Consider the following 18,998-nt stretch of genomic DNA (forward strand, 5'->3'; position numbering starts at 1 on the left):
ATACAGATAAGTCCTGATAACGATGGCCCTACTGCAGATCGCCGAACCCGGCCAAAGTCCTCAACCGCACCAGCGTCGTCTGGCTGTGGGGATCGACTTGGGCACTACCAATTCGCTGGTCGCTGCATTGCGCAGTGGTCTTTCCGAGCCTCTGGCCGACGCAGAAGGGCGGGTTATCCTGCCGTCTGCCGTGCGCTACCACGCCGATCGCGTCGAAGTGGGCGAGTCGGCCAAGCTGGCTGCCGCCACCGATCCCTTGAACACCGTACTATCGGTCAAGCGCCTGATGGGTCGTGGTCTGTCCGACGTCAAGCAATTGGGTGAGCAGCTGCCGTACCGCTTCGTCGGTGGCGAGTCGCACATGCCGTTCATCGACACGATCCAGGGCCCGAAAAGCCCGGTCGAAGTGTCGGCGGATATCCTCAAGGTCCTGCGCCAACGCGCTGAAGCCACCCTCGGTGGTGAGTTGGTGGGTGCGGTCATCACCGTTCCGGCCTATTTCGATGACGCTCAGCGCCAAGCCACCAAGGATGCGGCCAAACTGGCCGGTCTCAACGTGTTGCGCCTGCTCAACGAGCCGACCGCCGCGGCGGTAGCTTATGGTCTGGACCAGCACGCCGAAGGCCTGGTGGCGATTTATGACTTGGGCGGCGGCACCTTCGATATCTCGATTCTGCGCCTGACCGGCGGCGTTTTCGAAGTATTGGCCACTGGCGGCGACAGCGCCCTGGGCGGCGATGACTTCGATCACGCGATCGCTGGCTGGATCATCGAGAGCGCCGGCTTGTCCGCCGACCTCGATCCGGGTGCGCAACGCAATCTGCTGCAAACCGCTTGCGCGGCCAAAGAGGCGCTGACTAACGCGGCGTCGGTTGAAGTCGCTTATGGCGACTGGAAAGCCGAATTGACCCGCGAAGCCTTCAATGCGCTGATCGAGCCAATGGTTGCCCGCAGTCTGAAGGCCTGCCGTCGTGCCGTTCGTGATTCCGGTGTCGAGCTGGAGGAAGTTCACGCCGTGGTCATGGTCGGCGGTTCGACTCGCGTCCCGCGTGTTCGCGAAGCTGTTGCCGAAGCCTTCGGTCGCCAGCCGCTGACCGAAATCGATCCGGATCAAGTGGTGGCCATCGGTGCCGCGATCCAGGCCGATACCTTGGCCGGCAACAAGCGTGACGGCAGTGAATTGCTGTTGCTTGACGTGATTCCGTTGTCCCTGGGGCTGGAAACCATGGGTGGCCTGATGGAGAAGGTGATTCCACGCAACACCACCATCCCTGTCGCCCGCGCCCAGGACTTCACCACCTATAAAGATGGCCAGTCAGCCATGGCGATCCATGTGCTGCAGGGTGAGCGCGAGCTGATCAGTGACTGCCGCTCCCTGGCGCGTTTCGAATTGCGTGGCATTCCGGCGATGGTCGCCGGCGCCGCGAAGATTCGCGTGACTTTCCAGGTCGATGCCGATGGTCTGCTGAGTGTTTCCGCCCGTGAGTTGGGTTCGGGTGTCGAAGCCAGCATCCAGGTCAAGCCGTCCTACGGTCTGACCGACGGCGAAATCGCCAAGATGCTCAAGGATTCGTTCCAGCACGCCAACGATGACAAGGTTGCCCGCGTGCTGCGTGAGCAGCAGGTCGATGCCCAGCGCCTGATCGAAGCGGTGCAGGCCGCCCTGGAAGCTGACGGCGAGCGTCTGCTGGACGCCGATGAGCGCATGGTCATCGAGCTGCAGGTGCAGGAACTGACCGAACTGATGAAAGGTACCGATGGTTACGCCATCGAGCAGCAGACCAAGCGTCTGTCGCAAGTGACCGATGCCTTTGCTGCCCGCCGCCTGGACTCGACGGTGAAAGCCGCGCTGGCGGGGCGCAACCTGAATGAGATTGAGGAATAACGATGCCGCAGGTCATTTTTCTGCCACACGAAAAGTTTTGCCCGGAAGGCATGGTCGTGGAGGCTGAGACCGGTACGTCCATCCTCGAGCTGGCCCATGAGCACCATATCGAGATGGAAAGTGCCTGTGGCGGTGTCTGCGCCTGCACCACTTGCCACTGCATCATCCGTGAGGGTTTTGACTCGCTGGAAGAGGCCGATGAGCTGGAAGAAGACTATCTTGACAAGGCCTGGGGGCTGGAAGCTCAGTCGCGCCTGGGCTGTCAGGCCAAGGTCGGGACTGAAGACCTGACCGTCGAAATTCCGAAATACTCGCTCAACCACGCAGCCGAAGCGCCGCACTGATTCAAGGAGCTTTCATGAGCCTGAAATGGGTTGATGTGCTGGAAATCGCGATCCAGTTGTCTGAATCCAAGCCGGATGTGGACCCGCGTTACGTGAATTTCGTCGATCTGCACCAGTGGGTGTTGGCATTGCCGGAGTTCAGTGATGATCCGACACGCGGTGGCGAGAAGGTGCTTGAAGCCATTCAGGCCGCCTGGATCGAAGAAGCAGACTGAGTCTGCACCGTACGCAGTTAGGCATTACCCGAGAACCCGCGTATAATTCGCGGGTTTAATTTTTCGTAAATTACCGTTTCTGGAGTTACACCATGGCTGTTCAACGTACTTTCTCCATCATCAAGCCTGACGCCGTTGCTAAAAACGTGATCGGCGAGATCACCACTCGTTTCGAAAAAGCTGGCCTGCGCGTTGTAGCTTCGAAACTGAAGCAACTGTCCAAAGCCGAAGCCGAAGGCTTCTACGCTGAGCACAGCGCTCGTGGTTTCTTCAACGACCTGGTTGCTTTCATGATCTCCGGTCCGGTTGTCGTTCAGGTTCTGGAAGGCGAAAACGCTATCGCTCTGAACCGTGAGCTGATGGGCGCTACCAACCCTAAAGAAGCTGCTGCCGGCACCATCCGCGCTGACTTCGCTGACTCCATCGACGCCAACGCTGTACACGGTTCGGACTCCGAAGCCGCTGCCGCTCGCGAAATCTCGTACTTCTTCGCAGCTACTGAAGTAACCACTCGCTAAGCATTGGCTTAAGAGTGAAGGTGAATCCATGACGACATCGACTGTTAAAACCAACCTGCTGGGGCTCACCCAGCCGGAAATGGAAAAATTCTTCGACTCAATCGGGGAGAAGCGTTTCCGTGCCGGTCAGGTAATGAAATGGATTCACCACTTTGGCGTCGATGATTTCGACGCCATGACGAACGTCAGCAAGGCCTTGCGCGAGAAGCTCAAGGCTGTTGCTGAAGTTCGCGGTCCGGAAGTGGTCAGCGAGGACATCTCCAGCGACGGCACCCGCAAGTGGGTGGTGCGCGTGGCGTCCGGCAGCTGCGTCGAGACCGTGTACATTCCCCAGGGCAAGCGCGGCACCTTGTGCGTTTCGTCCCAGGCAGGCTGTGCCCTGGACTGCAGTTTCTGCTCCACCGGCAAGCAAGGCTTCAATAGCAACCTCACCGCCGCCGAAGTCATCGGCCAGGTGTGGATTGCCAACAAATCCTTTGGCAGCGTCCCGGCAACCGTCGACCGTGCGATCACCAACGTGGTGATGATGGGCATGGGTGAGCCGCTGCTGAACTTCGACAACGTCATTGCCGCCATGCACCTGATGATGGATGACCTGGGCTACGGCATTTCCAAGCGCCGCGTGACCCTCTCCACTTCGGGCGTGGTGCCGATGATCGATGAGCTGTCCAAGCACATCGACGTCTCCCTGGCGTTGTCCCTGCACGCACCGAATGACGCATTGCGTAACCAATTGGTGCCGATCAACAAGAAGTATCCGCTTAAGATGCTCCTCGAGTCGTGCCAGCGCTACATGTCGTCCCTGGGCGAAAAGCGCGTGCTGACCATCGAGTACACCTTGCTCAAGGACGTGAACGACAAGGTCGAGCATGCGGTCGAGATGATCGAGTTGCTCAAGAACATCCCGTGCAAGATCAACCTGATTCCGTTCAACCCGTTCCCGCACTCCGGGTACGAGCGGCCGAGCAACAACGCCATTCGTCGGTTCCAGGATCAGCTTCATCATGCCGGTTTCAACGTCACTGTCCGCACCACCCGTGGTGAAGACATCGACGCCGCTTGTGGTCAACTGGTAGGGCAGGTGCTGGATCGCACCCGTCGCAGCGAACGTTATATCGCCGTGCGCGAACTGAGCGCCGACAACGATATTGCTTCGAGCGCCGCGAATAAGTAATCAAGAGAGGATCTCTATGTCCCTGCGCTTTGCGCTGCTTTTGTTGTTGGCCAGCCTCTGTGCTGGCTGTGTTCTTTCGGGCGATTACAACCCGATGAAGACCAGCAAGGGCAGAGACGAAGCGCGTGAGGCGTATGTGCAATTGGGCATCGGTTATTTGCAGCAGGGCATGACCGAGCGGGCAAAAGTGCCATTGAAGAAAGCGCTGGAACTGGATGATGCCGATCCGGACGCCAACGCGGCGCTCGGGCTGGTGTTCCAGGCCGAGATGGAGCCGGAACTGGCCGACCAGCATTTTCGCAAGGCGCTGTCCTCCCGTCCTGCCGATGCGCGAATCCTCAACAACTACGGCAGTTTTCTTTTCGAGCAAAAACGTTACAAGGAAGCCTACGAGCGCTTTGAACAGGCCGCTGCCGATACCCTGTATCCTGAGCGTTCGCGTGTGTTCGAGAACCTGGGCATGACCGCTTCGATGCTTGGCCAGCGCGACCTGGCCCAGCAGCAACTGGAAAAAGCCCTGCGTTTGAATCGCCAACAACCACGTGCATTGCTGGAAATGGCTGAGTTGTCTTACGAAGACAGGCATTATGTGCCCGCGCGTGACTACTACGATCGTTTTAGCCTGCTCGCCGAGCAAAATGCACGTAGTCTATTGCTCGGCGTTCGGCTGGCAAAAGTGTTTGAAGATCGCGACAAGGCCGCAAGTGCAGGCCTGCAATTAAAACGACTCTATCCCGGTACACCGGAATATCAGCAATACCTGTCGGAGCAATGATGAAAGCGGCGCATCCCGAAGTTGTAGCAGCGAATCGCGTAAACCCCGGTGAGACCTTGCGCCAGGCCCGCGAAAGCAATGGCTGGTCGCTGGCTGAAGTGGCGCTCAAGCTCAACCTCACCGTCAATTCCCTGAGCAATCTGGAAGCCGGCGAGTTCGACAAGCTGCCTGGGCACACCTTTGCTCGCGGCTATATTCGCGCCTACGCCAAGTTGCTCGGCATGGACCAGGCCGTTCTGGTCCAGCAGTTCGATCAATCCACCGGCACCGACTCCCAAGGCAGCAGTGTGCATAGCCTGGGTCGTATCGAAGAGCCGGTCCGGGTTTCCCACACCATCTTGCGCATTGTCAGCCTGTTGTTGCTGGTTGCAGTGATTGGCGGTGGCTTTGTCTGGTGGCAGGATCAGACTTCGCTGCGCACCAAGGACTTGATCAGCCTCAGCCCTGAACACGTTGAAGTCGAAGGCGCCGACGGGACCACCCAGATTCATCCGCTGGACGAGCCGGAAGATCAGGCGGTCGTGGAAGGTCAGGCTGAAAACGCGACTGCATTGGCATTGCCGCAAGCCGAGACTTCGACTGAAACGTCGGATGAAGCTCAAGAGGCTGCACCTGCAGCGGCCCCAGCTCCAGCCGCGCCAACGTCAGCGCCCGCTGCACCGGCGCACAGCACTGCTCCAGTAGTGGTCGCGACACCAGCGACTCCGGCCCCGGTTGTTCCGGTGGTGCCAGCGCCGACTGTGACCGCACCGATTGCTCCGGCCGCTCCAGCACCAGCCACTGCGGCGCCAGCTCCGGCAGCTGCTCCAGTTGCCGGCCAGGGCCAGGTTCAACTGCAATTCACCGCGGATTGCTGGACGCAAGTGACCGACGGCAGCGGCAAGGTGCTGTTCAGTGGTCTCAAGCGTAAAGGCGATAGCCTTTCCGTCAGCGGCAAGCCGCCGTTTGCCGTACGCCTGGGCTTTGCCCGTGGCGCGCAGGTCAGCTACAACGGCCAAGCGGTCGATGTTGCTCCGTTCACCAGTGGCGAGACAGCTCGCCTGAAGTTGGGTCAATAAGTCATGCACGGCGAATCTCCAATCAAACGTCGCGAATCACGCAAGATCTGGGTCGGTAACGTGCCTGTTGGCGGCGATGCGCCTATCGCTGTGCAGAGCATGACCAACAGCGACACCAATGATGTCGCGGCCACCGTGGCGCAAATCAATCGTCTGGAAGCCGCTGGCGTCGATATCGTGCGGGTGTCCGTGCCAGATATGGACGCCGCCGAAGCCTTCGGCAAGATCAAGCAACTGGTCAAGGTGCCATTGGTGGCCGATATCCATTTCGACTACCGTATTGCATTGCGCGTCGCCGAATTGGGTGTCGACTGCCTGCGTATCAACCCGGGCAACATCGGTCGCGAAGACCGCGTTCGCGCCGTGGTCGATGCCGCTCGTGATCGCGGCATTCCAATTCGCATCGGCGTCAACGCCGGTTCCCTGGAAAAAGACCTGCAGAAGAAATACGGCGAGCCGACCCCGGCCGCACTGGTCGAGTCTGCCCTGCGTCACGTCGAGCACCTTGAGCGCCTGAATTTCCAGGACTTCAAGGTCAGCGTGAAAGCCTCCGACGTGTTCATGGCCGTCGAAGCCTATCGCCTGCTGGCCAAGGAAATCGTCCAGCCGCTGCACCTGGGCATCACCGAAGCCGGTGGTTTGCGTTCAGGCACAGTGAAATCCGCGGTGGGCCTCGGTATGCTGCTCGCCGAAGGGATTGGCGATACTATTCGCATCTCGTTGGCGGCCGACCCGGTCGAGGAAGTGAAAGTCGGCTACGACATTCTCAAATCCCTGCACCTGCGTTCCCGTGGCATCAACTTCATCGCCTGCCCGAGCTGCTCGCGGCAGAACTTCGATGTGGTCAAGACCATGAACGAGCTGGAAGGGCGCCTCGAAGACCTGCTGGTGCCGCTGGATGTCGCGGTCATCGGTTGCGTGGTCAACGGGCCGGGCGAAGCCAAGGAAGCCCATATCGGCTTGACCGGCGGCACGCCAAACCTGATTTACATCGACGGCAAGCCGTCGCAGAAACTGACGAATGACAATCTGGTGGATGAGCTTGAACGCTTGATCCGCCAGAAAGCGGCCGAAAAGGTCGAAGCTGACGCTGCCGTTATCGCGCGCGGCTGATCGAACGAATTAAGGAATTTTTGTGAGCAAGTCTCTGCAAGCCATTCGTGGCATGAACGACATCCTGCCCGAACAGACCCCGCTGTGGCGTCATTTCGAAGGCAAAGTTGCGCGCCTGCTGGATAACTACGGTTACAAGCAGATCCGCATGCCGATCGTCGAGTTCACCGAGCTGTTCAAGCGCTCCATCGGTGAAGTGACCGACATCGTCGAAAAAGAGATGTACACCTTCGACGACCGCAACGGCGATTCCCTGACTCTGCGTCCTGAAGGCACGGCGGCCTGTGTGCGCGCGGTGCTTGAGCACGGCATCACGGGTGGTGGCCAGGTGCAGAAGCTCTGGTACATCGGCCCGATGTTCCGCCACGAGCGCCCGCAGAAAGGCCGTTATCGCCAGTTCCACCAGATCGGTGTCGAGGTGTTCAACCTCGACGGTCCGGACATCGATGCCGAGCTGATCGTGCTGACCTGGCGCCTGTGGGGCGAGCTGGGTATCCGTGATGCGGTCAAGCTCGAGCTCAACAGCCTCGGTACCAGCGAGTCCCGCGGCCGTTATCGCGACGCGCTGGTCGAGTTCCTGTCCAAGCATTTGGACAAGCTGGACGAAGACAGCCAGCGTCGCCTGAAGACCAATCCGCTGCGGGTACTGGACACCAAGAACGCCGATACACAGGCGATTTTGGTGGATGCGCCGAAAATGGCCGACTACCTCGACGAAGAGTCCCGCGTGCACTTCGAGGGCCTCAAGGCGCGTCTGGATGCCGCCGGCATTCCTTATGTGATCAACCCGAAACTGGTTCGCGGCCTGGATTACTACAGCAAGACCGTTTTCGAATGGGTCACCGACAAACTGGGCGCCCAGGGCACCGTGTGTGCCGGTGGTCGTTACGACGGTCTGGTCGAGCAGATGGGCGGCAAGCCAACCGCAGGTGTCGGTTTCGCCATGGGCATCGAGCGCCTGGTCCTGCTGCTGGAAACCCTGGAGCAGATCCCGGAAGAGATTTCCCGTCAGGTCGACGTCTACCTCTGTGCCTTCGGCGAAGAAGCCGAGCTGGCCGGCCTGGCCCTGGCCGAGCGTGTGCGTGACCAATTACCCAACCTGCGCCTGCAAGTGAATGCCGGCGCCGGCAGTTTCAAAAGCCAGTTCAAGAAAGCCGACAAGAGCGGTGCGCTGTATGCACTGATCCTCGGTGACGACGAGATGGCCCAGCAAGTGGTAGGTTTCAAACCCCTGCGTGGCCAGGGCGAACAACAAAGCATTGCCTGGGATGCGCTTGCTGCACACCTGGCCACCTGCGTCGTGCAGGGTTGAAGCTGTCATAACAGCCGATTTAGCGATTAAGGAGTATTGGGGTGTCGAGTACCGAAGACGAACAGCTGGCGGATTTGAAGGAATGGTGGTCACGCAACGGCAAGCCCCTGGTCACTGGTGGCCTGTTGGCGCTGGTTATCGTGTTCGGCTGGCAGGCGTTCCAGAAGTATCAGAACAATCAGTCGCAAGGCGCCTCGGTGCTCTATCAGCAATTGCTGGAAACCACGCTGACGCCTGATGGCAAGCCTGATGCGGCACGTGTTTCGGACCTGGCGGCCAAGCTCAACAGCGAGTTCGGCGGCAGCGCCTATGCGCAGTACGGCAGCCTGTTCGTGGCGAAAGTCGCTGTCGACAGCGGCAAGCTGGATGACGCAGCCAACGAGCTGAAAGCCATTGTCGCCAAACCGGCCAACCCGGCACTGGGCGAAATTGCCCGTCAGCGCCTGGCGCAGGTACTGGGTGCGCAGAACAAGGCCGACGAAGCCCTGAAACTGCTGGAAGGCGATGCCGACAAGGCCTTCCTGGCCACTCGCGAAGAACTCAAGGGCGACCTGCTGGTGCAGCTGGGTCGTACCGACGAAGCGCACGCGGCGTATCAAAAAGCCAAGGCGGCACTGTCGGATGAAGCGGCGGTCGGTGGCCTACAAATCAAGCTGGACGACCTGGCCAAAGGGGATGCGTGACGTGATCCGTTGGAAACATGCAGCATTGCTGGCTCTGGCCATTATGGCCGCGGGTTGCAGCAGCAACAGCAAGAAAGAACTGCCACCGGCCGAGTTGACCGATTTCAAGGAAGAAGTGGTTCTGCAAAAACAGTGGAGTCGTTCGATCGGTGACGGTCAGGGCGAAACCTACAACATGCTGGTCCCGGCGATCGATGGCGACACCATCTACGCCGCCGACGTGACCGGCGTGGTGATGGCGCTGGATCGCAGCAACGGCGACGTCAAGTGGAAGAAAGATCTCGAACTGCCTGTTTCCGGTGCCGTTGGCGTCGGTTACGGTCTGCTGACGATCGGTACGATCAAGGGTGAAATCGTAGCCCTGGACGCCATCAACGGCGAAGAGAAATGGCGCGCTCGCGTGTCCAGCGAAGTACTCGCACCACCTGCCAACAACGGTGATGTGATTGTGGTTCAGACCCAGGATGACCGTCTGATCGGTCTGGATGCCGCGACCGGCAACCAGCGCTGGTTGTACGACAGCACGCCTGCCGTACTGACCCTGCGTGGCACCAGTGCTCCGATTGTCACCAACCGCCTCGCGGTGGCTGGCCTGTCGACCGGTAAAGTGGTCGCTCTCGACATTTCCAACGGCGTGCCGGTGTGGGAACAGCGCGTAGCGATTCCACAAGGTCGTTCGGAGCTTGAGCGTGTGGTCGACATCGACGGCGGCCTGCTGCTGTCCGGCGAGACGATTTATGTCGCGAGCTATCAGGGTCGCGTTGCGGCACTGGACCTGCAAAGCGGTCGTCAGCTGTGGCAGCGTGATGCTTCCAGCTACGCCGGTGTTGCACAGGGTTTCGGTAGTGTCTACGTGAGCCTGTCTTCGGGCACCGTTGAAGGCGTCGACGAGCGTTCCACCACGGCACTGTGGAGCAACGATTCGCTGGCGCGCCGTCAACTGTCGGCACCGGAAGTGTTCTCCAGCTACGTTGCAGTCGGTGACATGGAAGGTTACCTGCACCTGCTGAGTCAGGTGGACGGTCGTTTCGTCGGCCGCGAGCGCATCGACAGCGACGGCCTGCGTGCCCGTCCGCTGGTGGTGGGTGACACGATTTATGCATATGGCAACAGCGGCAAACTGGAAGCCCTGACCATTAAGTAACGTCTATGCTTGGGGTTAACCCCAAGCAGCCCCGTAATTACGGGGTTTGCAGCGCCTTAAAGTGCTGCCCCGAGCACCAGCCGCTGCCTAGCAGCGGCTTTTGTATTTTCTGAAATAACGAAGTGGAGAGCCGCATGGTTCCCGTAATCGCCCTGGTGGGCCGACCGAACGTCGGCAAGTCCACCTTGTTCAACCGCCTGACCAGGACTCGCGACGCCATCGTCGGCGACTTGTCCGGTCTGACCCGTGATCGCCAGTACGGTGAGGCCAAGTGGCAAGGGCGTTCCTACATTCTGATCGACACCGGCGGTATCTCCGGTGACGAACACGGTATGGACGAAAAAATGGCCGAGCAGTCGCTGCTGGCCATTGAAGAAGCGGATGTCGTTCTGTTCCTGGTAGATGCCAAGGCCGGTTTTACCGCCGCCGACCAGATGATCGCCGAGCATTTGCGCAAGCGTAACAAGCGCTCCCACGTGGTCGCCAACAAGGTCGACAACATCGACCCTGAAATGGCCCGCGCCGAATTCGCTCCGTTGGGCATGGGCCACGCGATCCCGATCGCCGGCGCCCACGGTCGCGGCATCACCCAGTTGCTGGAAGTGGCGCTGAGTGATTTCCCGAAAGACGAAGACGAGCCGGAAGAGGGCGAGGAAGAGGATGTTGCGGAAGGCGAGGAAGCCAAGCGCATTCCTGGTCCGAGCGAAAAGGATGGGATCAAGATCGCCATCATCGGCCGGCCGAACGTCGGCAAGTCGACCCTGGTGAACCGCATGCTCGGTGAAGACCGGGTGATCGTGTATGACCAGCCGGGTACTACCCGCGACAGTATCTACATCCCGTTCGAGCGTAACGACGAGAAGTACACGCTGATCGACACCGCCGGTGTGCGCAAGCGCGGCAAGATCCACGAAGAAGTCGAAAAGTTCTCCGTGGTCAAAACCTTGCAGGCGATCAAAGACGCCAACGTGGTGATCTTCGTGATGGACGCCCGCGAAGGCGTGGTGGACCACGACCTCAACCTGCTGGGCTTCGCCATTGAGTCGGGTCGTGCGCTGGTCATCGCGATCAACAAGTGGGACGGCATGACGCCGAGCGAGCGCGACTTCGTGAAGGTCGAGCTGCAACGTCGACTGTTCTTCGTTGACTACGCCGATATCCACTTCATCTCGGCCCTGCACGGTACCGGCGTGGGCAACCTCTACGCTTCGGTACAGAACTCGTTCAAGTCCGCGGTCACCCGCTGGCCAACCAACCGCCTGACCCAGATCCTGGAAGACGCGGTCGGTGAGCACGCGCCACCGATGGTCAACAACCGTCGGATCAAGCTGCGTTATGCCCACCTGGGTGGCGCGAACCCGCCGATCATCGTGATTCACGGTAACCAGATCGAGAAGGTGCCGAAGTCTTACGTTCGTTACCTGGAAAACACCTATCGCCGTGTCCTGAAGCTGGTCGGCACACCGATCCGCATCGAGTTCAAGGGCGGCGAGAACCCGTACGAAGGCAACAAGAACTCGCTCACCGACCGCCAGGTCAACAAGAAGCGTCGCTTGATGTCGCACCACAAGAAGGCCGACAAAAAGCGTCGCGACAAGCGCTGATTCAAGGCTTGCCTCACCCTCGTGGGAGCGAGCCTGCTCGCGAATGCAATCTGTCAGTCAACGTTTATCGCGGCTGACACACCGCCTTCGCGAGCAGGCTCGCTCCCACAGGGTAGGTCGAGAAGAAGGGCGCCAATGGCGCCCTTTTTCATGCCTGCGGTTTGGGCTATCCTCGGGCTCTCCCGTGCCGCCGTAGAGCCGGGTGTAGAGCAGGGAATCACCGATGATCACCAGTAAGCTGCCGAATGTCGGCATCACTATTTTCACTCAGATGTCTCAGCTCGCGGCTCAGACCGGCGCGCTCAATCTGTCCCAGGGTTTTCCCGATTTCGCGGCCCCGCAGGCCCTGTGCGATGCGGTCGGCCGGCATATCGCCAGCGGCCATAATCAATACTCGCCAATGACCGGGCTGCCGGTGTTGCGTCAGCAGATCGCGGCGAAGATCGCCCGCAGTTATGGCGCGCAGGTGGATGTGGATACTGAAGTGACGGTCACCCCCGGCGCGACCGAGGCGATTTTCTGTGCCATTCAGGCGGTTATCCACAGCGGTGACGAAGTCATCGTATTTGACCCGGCATACGACAGCTACGAACCTTCGGTAGAGCTGGCCGGTGGTCGTTGCGTGCACGTGCAACTGGGGCTGAACGATTTCAGTATCGACTTCGAGAAGCTTGCTCAGGCACTGAGCCCGCGCACGCGGATGATCATTCTCAACACCCCGCACAACCCTAGTGGTGCGCTGATCAGCCGTGCCGAACTCGATCAGTTGGCAGCGTTGATCCGTGATCGCGACATTTATGTGATCAGCGACGAAGTCTACGAGCACCTGGTGTATGACGGCGTGCCTCACGTCAGCGTGCTGGCCCATGAAGAGCTGTATCAGCGTGCTTTCGTAGTCAGCTCGTTCGGCAAGACCTACCACGTCACCGGCTGGAAAACCGGTTATGTGATCGCACCGCCGGCCCTGACGGCGGAATTACGCAAGGTGCACCAGTACGTCAATTTCTGTGGTGTGACGCCGCTGCAATATGCCTTGGCCGATTTTATGGCCGAGCATCCCGAGCACGTCGAAGAGCTGCCGGGTTTCTATCAGGCCAAGCGTGATCTGTTCTGTGATCTGCTGGCGCCGTCGCGCTTCAGTTTCACCCGGGTGACCGGCACCTATTTCCAGTTGGTCGATTACTCGCAGATCCGCCCGGACCTCAATGATGTCGAGATGGCCCTGTGGATGACTCGCGAGCATGGCGTTGCCAGCATCCCGATCTCGGTGTTCTACCAGACGCCACCGGTCGGCCAGCGCCTGGTGCGGCTGTGTTTTGCCAAACGCGAGGAGACCCTGCGTGAAGCGGCGGAGAAACTATGCGTGATTTGAGTGCGTTGCCGAAGCTGACGGTTGCACTGGTCCAGACGACCCTGGCCTGGCACGACCGGCAGGCTAACCTGGAGCATTTCGAGCCGCTGCTGGAGCAGGCGCGTGGCGCGGATCTGATCATCCTGCCGGAGATGTTCACCACCGGGTTCTCCATGGAGTCCGAGACGCTGGCGGAGGCGGAAAACGGCCCCGCCAGTAAATGGCTGCGGACTCAAGCGGCCAAGCTTGATGCAGTGATCACCGGGAGCGTGATCATTCAGGCCGCCGATGGCAGCCATCGTAATCGTCTGTTGTGGGCGCGGCCGGACGGCGAGGTGCTGCATTACGACAAGCGTCACCTGTTCCGCATGGCCGGCGAACACAACCACTACACCCCCGGCGAGCGTCAGGTGCAGTTCGAACTCAAGGGCTGGCGAGTGCGACCACTGATTTGCTATGACCTGCGCTTCCCGGTGTGGAGCCGCGACGCCCAGGACACGGACCTTCTCCTGTATACCGCCAACTGGCCGGGCGCACGACGCCAGCACTGGAACCGTTTGTTGCCGGCACGGGCGATCGAGAACCTTTGCTACGTCGCGGCGGTGAATCGCATCGGGACTGATGGCAAAGGCTTTGCCTATACCGGTGACAGTCAGGTGCTGGATTTCCAGGGTGAGACATTGCTCAGTGCGGGGGAGGCGGACGGTGTGTTCAAGGTGGTGCTGGATGCGGCGGAATTGGCGGCGTATCGCACAAGGTTTCCGGCGAATCTGGATGCGGATACTTTCGAATTTACCTGAGACTTCCGCTGCCTGAGCGGGCCCCTTCGCGAGCAGGCTCGCTCCCACATTGGAATGCGTTCACCTGTGGGAGCGAGCCTGCTCGCGAAGAGGGCATGATAGGCACTACAAAAAATGACAGGCAAACAAAAAGGCCCCGAGGTTCGCACCCCGGGGCCTTTTGCATTGCAGCGAAGACTTACGCCGCTTTCGCTTCCGGCTGGCTCAGGGAGCGGTTCAGCGCGCTGAACAGGGCCTTGAAGCTGGCGGTGGTGATGTTTTCGTCGATGCCGACGCCGTGTACCGCACGCTCGCCGTTCACACGCAGTTCAATGTAGGCCGCGGCCTTGGCATTGGTGCCTGCGCCGATGGCGTGTTCGTTGTAGTCCATGATCTCCACCGGAATCGGCAGACCCGCGACCAGGGCTTCCAGGGCGCCATTGCCCTTGCCGCGCCAGTGCAGGTTGGTTTCGCCCTGGCCTTTGCTGGCCACTTCCACTTCGACGGCGCTGTGGCCGTTTTCTTCCTGCAGGCGATGGCTGACCAGCGCGTACGGGGTGTTGGCCTGCAAGTACTCGCTGTGCAGCAGGGCATGGATTTGCTGGGCAGTCATTTCCAGGCCCAGACGATCGGTTTCACGCTGCACGACCTGGCTGAATTCGATCTGCATGCGACGCGGCAAGCTGATGCCGTATTCCTGTTCCAGCAGGTAGGCGATGCCGCCCTTGCCCGACTGGCTGTTGACGCGGATGACCGCCTCGTAGCTGCGGCCGATGTCGGCCGGGTCGATCGGCAGGTAAGGCACTTCCCACAGGGCATCGGATTTCTGCTGGGCGAAGCCCTTGCGGATCGCGTCCTGGTGGGAGCCGGAGAACGCAGTGTGAACCAGGTCGCCAACGTATGGGTGGCGTGGGTGAACCTGGATCTGGTTGCACTCTTCGACGACCTTGCGCACGCCGTCGATGTCGGAGAAGTCCAGTTGCGGGTCAAGGCCCTGGGTGTACATGTTCAGGGCTACGGTCACCAGGTCGACGTTACCGGTGCGCTCGCCGTTGCCGAACAGGCAGCCTTCGACACGGTCGGCGCCGGCCATCAGGCCCAGCTCGGTGGCGGCTACGCCAGTGCCACGGTCGTTGTGGGTGTGCAGGCTGATGATCACGCTGTCACGACGGTTGATGTGACGGCCGAACCATTCGATCTGGTCGGCATAGATGTTCGGGGTCGCGCATTCGACGGTGGCCGGCAGGTTGAGGATGATCTTGCGCTCGGGCGTCGGGTTCCAGACTTCGATCACGGCGTCGCAGACTTCCTTGGCGAACTCCAGTTCGGTGGCGCTGAAGGTTTCCGGGGAGTACTGGAAGGTCCACTCGGTTTCCGGCTGCTGGGCGGCATATTTGACGAACAGCTTGGCCGCGTTCACGGCGATTTCCTTGACCCCTGCATAGTCTTGATTGAAGACGATGCGGCGGAAAGAAGGAGAAGTGGCGTTGTACAGGTGAACGATGGCTTTTTTCGCGCCACGCAGGGATTCGAAAGTACGCGCGATCAGATCTTCACGTGCCTGGGTCAATACCTGGATGGTGGTGTCGTCCGGGATATGGCCGTCTTCGATCAGGGTGCGGACGAAGTCGAAATCGGTTTGCGAAGCGGACGGGAAAGAGGCTTCGATTTCTTTCACGCCGACCTGCACCAGGGTTTTCCAGAAGCGCAGCTTCTTGACGGCGTCCATCGGTTCGATCAGCGACTGGTTACCGTCACGCAGGTCGGAGCTGCACCAGATTGGCGCGGCGGTGATGGTTTTCGACGGCCAGGTGCGGTCCGGGATATCGATGGTCGGGAACGCGCGGTATTTCGAAGACGGGTCTTTGAGCATGCTCATCGGGAAATCCTTATTGTGTGGGCCGAAAAAAGGCGGCCTGCCGGTGGATCAAATGTTCTTGGGGAAACGCGTAGGACGAGGCACCAGGATTCAGCCCGGCAGTCGTGCGCTGACAAGGCACAAACTGCGGTGCTGACGGAGCTGAATGAGGGTGTGAGAGGTTTTCATGCCTTCAACCCTAACCGCCGAGGGATAGGATGGCAAGCAGTCGAAAAAAATTGAGAGGAATACTCGCCAGCGTCTGTTTATCGAGATTTTATTGCTCTGTGCGAGCCTGATCTTCAGGTTGTTTGCGCAAGGTTTGAGCGATGCGCAATCGGCGGTTTGAGCGCCGGCTCCTCGCGGCGGGGGCTATTCTTCTTTAAAGCCTCGACTGGCAAGTGGGAGACGGCGATGAACGAGTCCGATTGGAAACAGTATTGCGTATTACGTCCGGTGGCCCATGAGCGGATGTGCACGCGGATCATGACCGACGTCGAAAAAATCGTGCTGGACAAGAATATCGCGCCTTACGAACGGATCGACGCCAGCGAGGAGTTACTGAAGGCTGGGCAAAAAGAGCTGTATTGGGCGTTTGGCGTCTTCAGGTTTTCACGCCATGAGGCTCGGTCGCACTTGCTTGGGTTGTGTGCGCGGGAATTGATCACGGCGGAGGAGTTGACCTGGTTTTCAGTGGAGACTCAGGAGTGGGTCAGGCATTGTCTGGCGGACCGGGAAGTCCATGGAATTCAGGACTTGGAAGCTGAATAGGCGGCGTCAGTGCTGCCGTCTTCGTGAGCAGGCTCGATCCCACAAGGATCACCGAAAACCTGTGGGAGCGGGCTTGCCCGCGAAGAGGCCATCAGCCTCTCCGAAAACCTAAGGCTGAAACGCCCCGATAAAAATCGCCGGATCCACCCGAGCATCATTCAGGCTGACATTCCAGTGCATATGCGGTCCGGTCGCCCGGCCAGTGGCGCCGACCTTGCCAACCACCGCACCTCGAGCCAATTGCTGCCCAACTTTCACATCAATCTTCGACATGTGGCAAAACATGCTGATGAAGCCCTGACCGTGGTCGACGAACACGGTATTACCGTTGAAGAAGTAATTGCCGATCAGGATCACCTTGCCCGTCGCTGGAGTCTTGATCGGCGTACCCGCTGGCACGGCGAAATCAAGGCCCGAGTGAGGATTGCGCTCTTCGCCATTGAAGAAACGACGCACGCCGAACTTGCTCGACAACGGGCCGTTGACCGGTTTGTCCAACAGCAGGTTGCTCGGGGTGTTCGGACTGAATGTGCGGTAGGCGGCGATTTGCTCGGCGAGTTCACGCTCGATGCGCTTGAGATTGTCCGGGTCAGGATTGACCTGCTGGGTGTTTTTCAGGGTGATGCGCTGTTCCGGGTATTTCTTGTTACCGACGGTGAACCCCAGGCTGCGACCGCCGCTGCTGATGGACTGGGCCCCCGGCTTCACCGTCAGCGGCACGCCGACAATCGCCAGCCAGTTGTTCTGTTCTTTGACGACCAATACCGGTTTGCCCTGATAGCTGGCCTTCGGCGCTTGCGCGGCGGCGCCAAGGTCCACCACGGCCACGCCGCCCGGCACGGGTTTGTTCAACAGGCGCGTGATGTAACTGTCGGCGTGGGCGTTGAACGTCAGGCACAACAACAGCAGCGAAGCTAAAAGGCGCGGCATGGATCAATCCAGTAGAGAAAGGGTGACGGGTGTCAGGTGATTGTCTTCGACCCGCACTTGCAGTTCGCCTTCACCCAATTTGGCCTTCAGGCGCTGGCCAGTATGGGTTTGACTGGCGCTGCGGATCGCGTTGCCGCGCTCGTCCAGCAAAATGCTGTAGCCACGACCGAGGGTCGCCAGGGGACTGACCACATGCAGCGTCTGCATCTGGCTTTGCAGTTGCAGGCGACGACTTTTCAAACCCTCGCGCATGGCCCGGGGCAAGCGTTCAGCGAGGCTGTCGAGGCGTTGGCGGAGCATCGCCAGTTGGCGGCCCGGATGCTGGCCGGCGAGACGGGTTTCCAAGCGGATCAGCCGTTCGCGGCGGGTGTTGAGGCTGCGTTCGAAGGCGCGACGCAGGCGCATGTCCAGGTCGTCCAGGCGTTGCGCTTGCTGACGCAGGCGTTCACCAGGATGACGCAGGCGGCGAGAGATGCCCTCCAGGCGCAGCCGATCACGCATCAGGCGGTCGCGCATGCGCATCACCAGTCGGCGATGCAGGCTCTCGACCCGGCGCACCAGATCGCTGGAATCCGGTGCCAGCAGTTCGGCGGCGGCAGAAGGCGTGGGGGCGCGAACGTCGGCGACGAAATCGCTGATCGACACATCGGTTTCATGGCCGACGGCGCTGACGATCGGCGTCACGCAGGCGTCCACGGCGCGGGCCACGGCTTCTTCGTTGAAGCACCAGAGGTCTTCCAGGGAGCCGCCGCCACGGGCCAGGATCAATGCATCGAAACCACGGGCATCTGCCAGTTTCAATGCGCGGACAATCTGCGCGGTGGCTTCGCGACCCTGCACGGCGGTGGGAATCAGCGTCAACTGCACCTGCGGTGCGCGACGGCGGAACACACTGATGATGTCGCGGATGACTGCGCCGGTGGGCGAACTGATGATGCCAATGCGTTGCGGATGCGCCGGCAGCGGAACTTTGCGCTCGGCACTGAACAGGCCTTCGGCGCTGAGCTTTTCCTTCAAGGCATCGAAGGCCAGGCGCAACGCGCCATCGCCGGCCGGCTCCACGGTGTCGAGGATCAGTTGGTAATCGCCGCGTCCTTCGAACAGCGAGACCTTGCCCCGCACCTTGACCGCCAGGCCGTCCTTCAGCGCCTGACGTACCCGTGCGGCGTTCTGCCGGAAGAGTGCGCATCGCACTTGGGCGCCGCTGTCCTTGAGGGTGAAATACACATGGCCGGATGCCGGGCGGGCGAGGTTGGAGATTTCGCCTTCGACCCAGATATTGCTGAACACGTCTTCAAGCAACACCCGCGCACGGCCGTTGAGCTGGCTGACGGTCAGTACTTCGCGGTCCAGGCCGAGTCTTGCAAAGGGATCTTTAATCATGGGACGCAGTTTAAAGGCATTCGATGATCAATCTCCATGAGTCCGCGCAAATCCCTTGTGGGAGCGAGCCTGCTCGCGAAAGCGTAGTGCCGGTCGCTGCA

The 18,998-nt window shown here is 60.1% G+C and carries 18 protein-coding genes; 15 read left to right on the forward strand and 3 right to left on the reverse strand.

Annotated elements, in window-relative coordinates; genetic code table 11:
- The first annotated feature begins 22 nt into the window (after window positions 1-22).
- The 14 genes from hscA to HNQ83_RS09570 all read left to right on the forward strand — a co-directional run bounded on the left by hscA (window position 23) and on the right by HNQ83_RS09570 (window position 13,976).
- Window positions 23-1,885, forward strand: coding sequence for a Fe-S protein assembly chaperone HscA (gene hscA / locus HNQ83_RS09505; protein WP_175388704.1), 1,863 nt, complete (start codon window positions 23-25; stop codon window positions 1,883-1,885).
- Window positions 1,886-1,887: 2 nt separating this feature from the next.
- Entirely contained in the window at window positions 1,888-2,229 is a 342-nt protein-coding gene (fdx, locus tag HNQ83_RS09510) for an ISC system 2Fe-2S type ferredoxin (RefSeq protein ID WP_085715824.1), read from the forward strand.
- A gap of 14 nt (window positions 2,230-2,243) precedes the next feature.
- Entirely contained in the window at window positions 2,244-2,444 is a 201-nt protein-coding gene (gene iscX / locus HNQ83_RS09515) for a Fe-S cluster assembly protein IscX (protein WP_175388705.1), read from the forward strand.
- Window positions 2,445-2,536: 92 nt separating this feature from the next.
- Window positions 2,537-2,962 (forward strand): nucleoside-diphosphate kinase, encoded by a 426-nt coding sequence (gene ndk / locus HNQ83_RS09520; RefSeq protein WP_007903599.1) that lies wholly within the window; start codon window positions 2,537-2,539, stop codon window positions 2,960-2,962.
- 28 nt (window positions 2,963-2,990) lie between these two features.
- Window positions 2,991-4,136 (forward strand): 23S rRNA (adenine(2503)-C(2))-methyltransferase RlmN, encoded by a 1,146-nt coding sequence (rlmN, locus tag HNQ83_RS09525; RefSeq protein WP_175388706.1) that lies wholly within the window; start codon window positions 2,991-2,993, stop codon window positions 4,134-4,136.
- A 16-nt stretch (window positions 4,137-4,152) separates the two neighbouring features.
- Window positions 4,153-4,911, forward strand: a complete 759-nt coding sequence (gene pilW / locus HNQ83_RS09530; protein ID WP_175388707.1) for a type IV pilus biogenesis/stability protein PilW — start codon at window positions 4,153-4,155, stop codon at window positions 4,909-4,911.
- Window positions 4,911-5,969: a RodZ family helix-turn-helix domain-containing protein gene (locus HNQ83_RS09535; RefSeq protein ID WP_175388708.1), complete on the forward strand. Its 1,059-nt coding sequence runs from the start codon at window positions 4,911-4,913 to the stop codon at window positions 5,967-5,969. Before pilW ends, HNQ83_RS09535 begins: the two co-directional genes overlap by 1 nt.
- A 3-nt stretch (window positions 5,970-5,972) precedes the next feature.
- A complete protein-coding gene (gene ispG / locus HNQ83_RS09540; RefSeq protein ID WP_003185136.1) occupies window positions 5,973-7,082 on the forward strand; it encodes a flavodoxin-dependent (E)-4-hydroxy-3-methylbut-2-enyl-diphosphate synthase in 1,110 nt (369 codons plus the stop codon).
- Window positions 7,083-7,104: 22 nt separating this feature from the next.
- On the forward strand, window positions 7,105-8,394 hold the full coding sequence (gene hisS / locus HNQ83_RS09545; protein WP_175388709.1) for a histidine--tRNA ligase: 1,290 nt from the start codon (window positions 7,105-7,107) through the stop codon (window positions 8,392-8,394).
- A 41-nt stretch (window positions 8,395-8,435) separates the two neighbouring features.
- Entirely contained in the window at window positions 8,436-9,077 is a 642-nt protein-coding gene (locus HNQ83_RS09550) for a tetratricopeptide repeat protein (protein ID WP_175388710.1), read from the forward strand.
- Window positions 9,070-10,221, forward strand: coding sequence for an outer membrane protein assembly factor BamB (bamB, locus tag HNQ83_RS09555; RefSeq protein ID WP_175388711.1), 1,152 nt, complete (start codon window positions 9,070-9,072; stop codon window positions 10,219-10,221). The genes HNQ83_RS09550 and bamB overlap by 8 nt, the downstream gene beginning before the upstream one ends.
- A gap of 134 nt (window positions 10,222-10,355) precedes the next feature.
- The gene (der, locus tag HNQ83_RS09560) at window positions 10,356-11,825 is read left to right on the forward strand and encodes a ribosome biogenesis GTPase Der (RefSeq protein WP_175388712.1); all 1,470 of its coding nucleotides are present in this window, start codon (window positions 10,356-10,358) and stop codon (window positions 11,823-11,825) included.
- Between the two features lie 223 nt (window positions 11,826-12,048).
- Window positions 12,049-13,197, forward strand: a complete 1,149-nt coding sequence (locus tag HNQ83_RS09565) for a pyridoxal phosphate-dependent aminotransferase (RefSeq protein WP_175388713.1) — start codon at window positions 12,049-12,051, stop codon at window positions 13,195-13,197.
- The gene (locus HNQ83_RS09570; protein WP_175388714.1) at window positions 13,185-13,976 is read left to right on the forward strand and encodes an amidohydrolase; all 792 of its coding nucleotides are present in this window, start codon (window positions 13,185-13,187) and stop codon (window positions 13,974-13,976) included. The genes HNQ83_RS09565 and HNQ83_RS09570 overlap by 13 nt, the downstream gene beginning before the upstream one ends.
- A 178-nt stretch (window positions 13,977-14,154) precedes the next feature.
- Here HNQ83_RS09570 and leuA read toward each other — a convergent pair whose 3' ends face one another.
- Window positions 14,155-15,834 carry a 2-isopropylmalate synthase gene (leuA, locus tag HNQ83_RS09575; protein ID WP_175388715.1) on the reverse strand — a complete coding sequence of 560 codons (1,680 nt, stop codon included), beginning with the start codon at window positions 15,832-15,834 and terminating at the stop codon, window positions 14,155-14,157.
- A gap of 393 nt (window positions 15,835-16,227) precedes the next feature.
- Between leuA and HNQ83_RS09580 the strand changes: the two genes are divergently transcribed.
- Complete coding sequence (locus HNQ83_RS09580) at window positions 16,228-16,584, forward strand: hypothetical protein (RefSeq protein ID WP_175388716.1); 357 nt, start codon at window positions 16,228-16,230, stop codon at window positions 16,582-16,584.
- Window positions 16,585-16,692: 108 nt separating this feature from the next.
- Here the strand turns inward: HNQ83_RS09580 and HNQ83_RS09585 are convergent, their stop codons facing one another.
- On the reverse strand, window positions 16,693-17,514 hold the full coding sequence (locus HNQ83_RS09585) for a M23 family metallopeptidase (RefSeq protein WP_175388717.1): 822 nt from the start codon (window positions 17,512-17,514) through the stop codon (window positions 16,693-16,695).
- Between the two features lie 3 nt (window positions 17,515-17,517).
- Window positions 17,518-18,897 carry an exodeoxyribonuclease VII large subunit gene (gene xseA, locus HNQ83_RS09590; RefSeq protein WP_175388718.1) on the reverse strand — a complete coding sequence of 460 codons (1,380 nt, stop codon included), beginning with the start codon at window positions 18,895-18,897 and terminating at the stop codon, window positions 17,518-17,520.
- Between the last annotated feature and the right edge of the window lie 101 nt (window positions 18,898-18,998).

It is taken from the genome of Pseudomonas sp. C2B4 (assembly GCF_013359695.1).
GTDB lineage: Bacteria > Pseudomonadota > Gammaproteobacteria > Pseudomonadales > Pseudomonadaceae > Aquipseudomonas.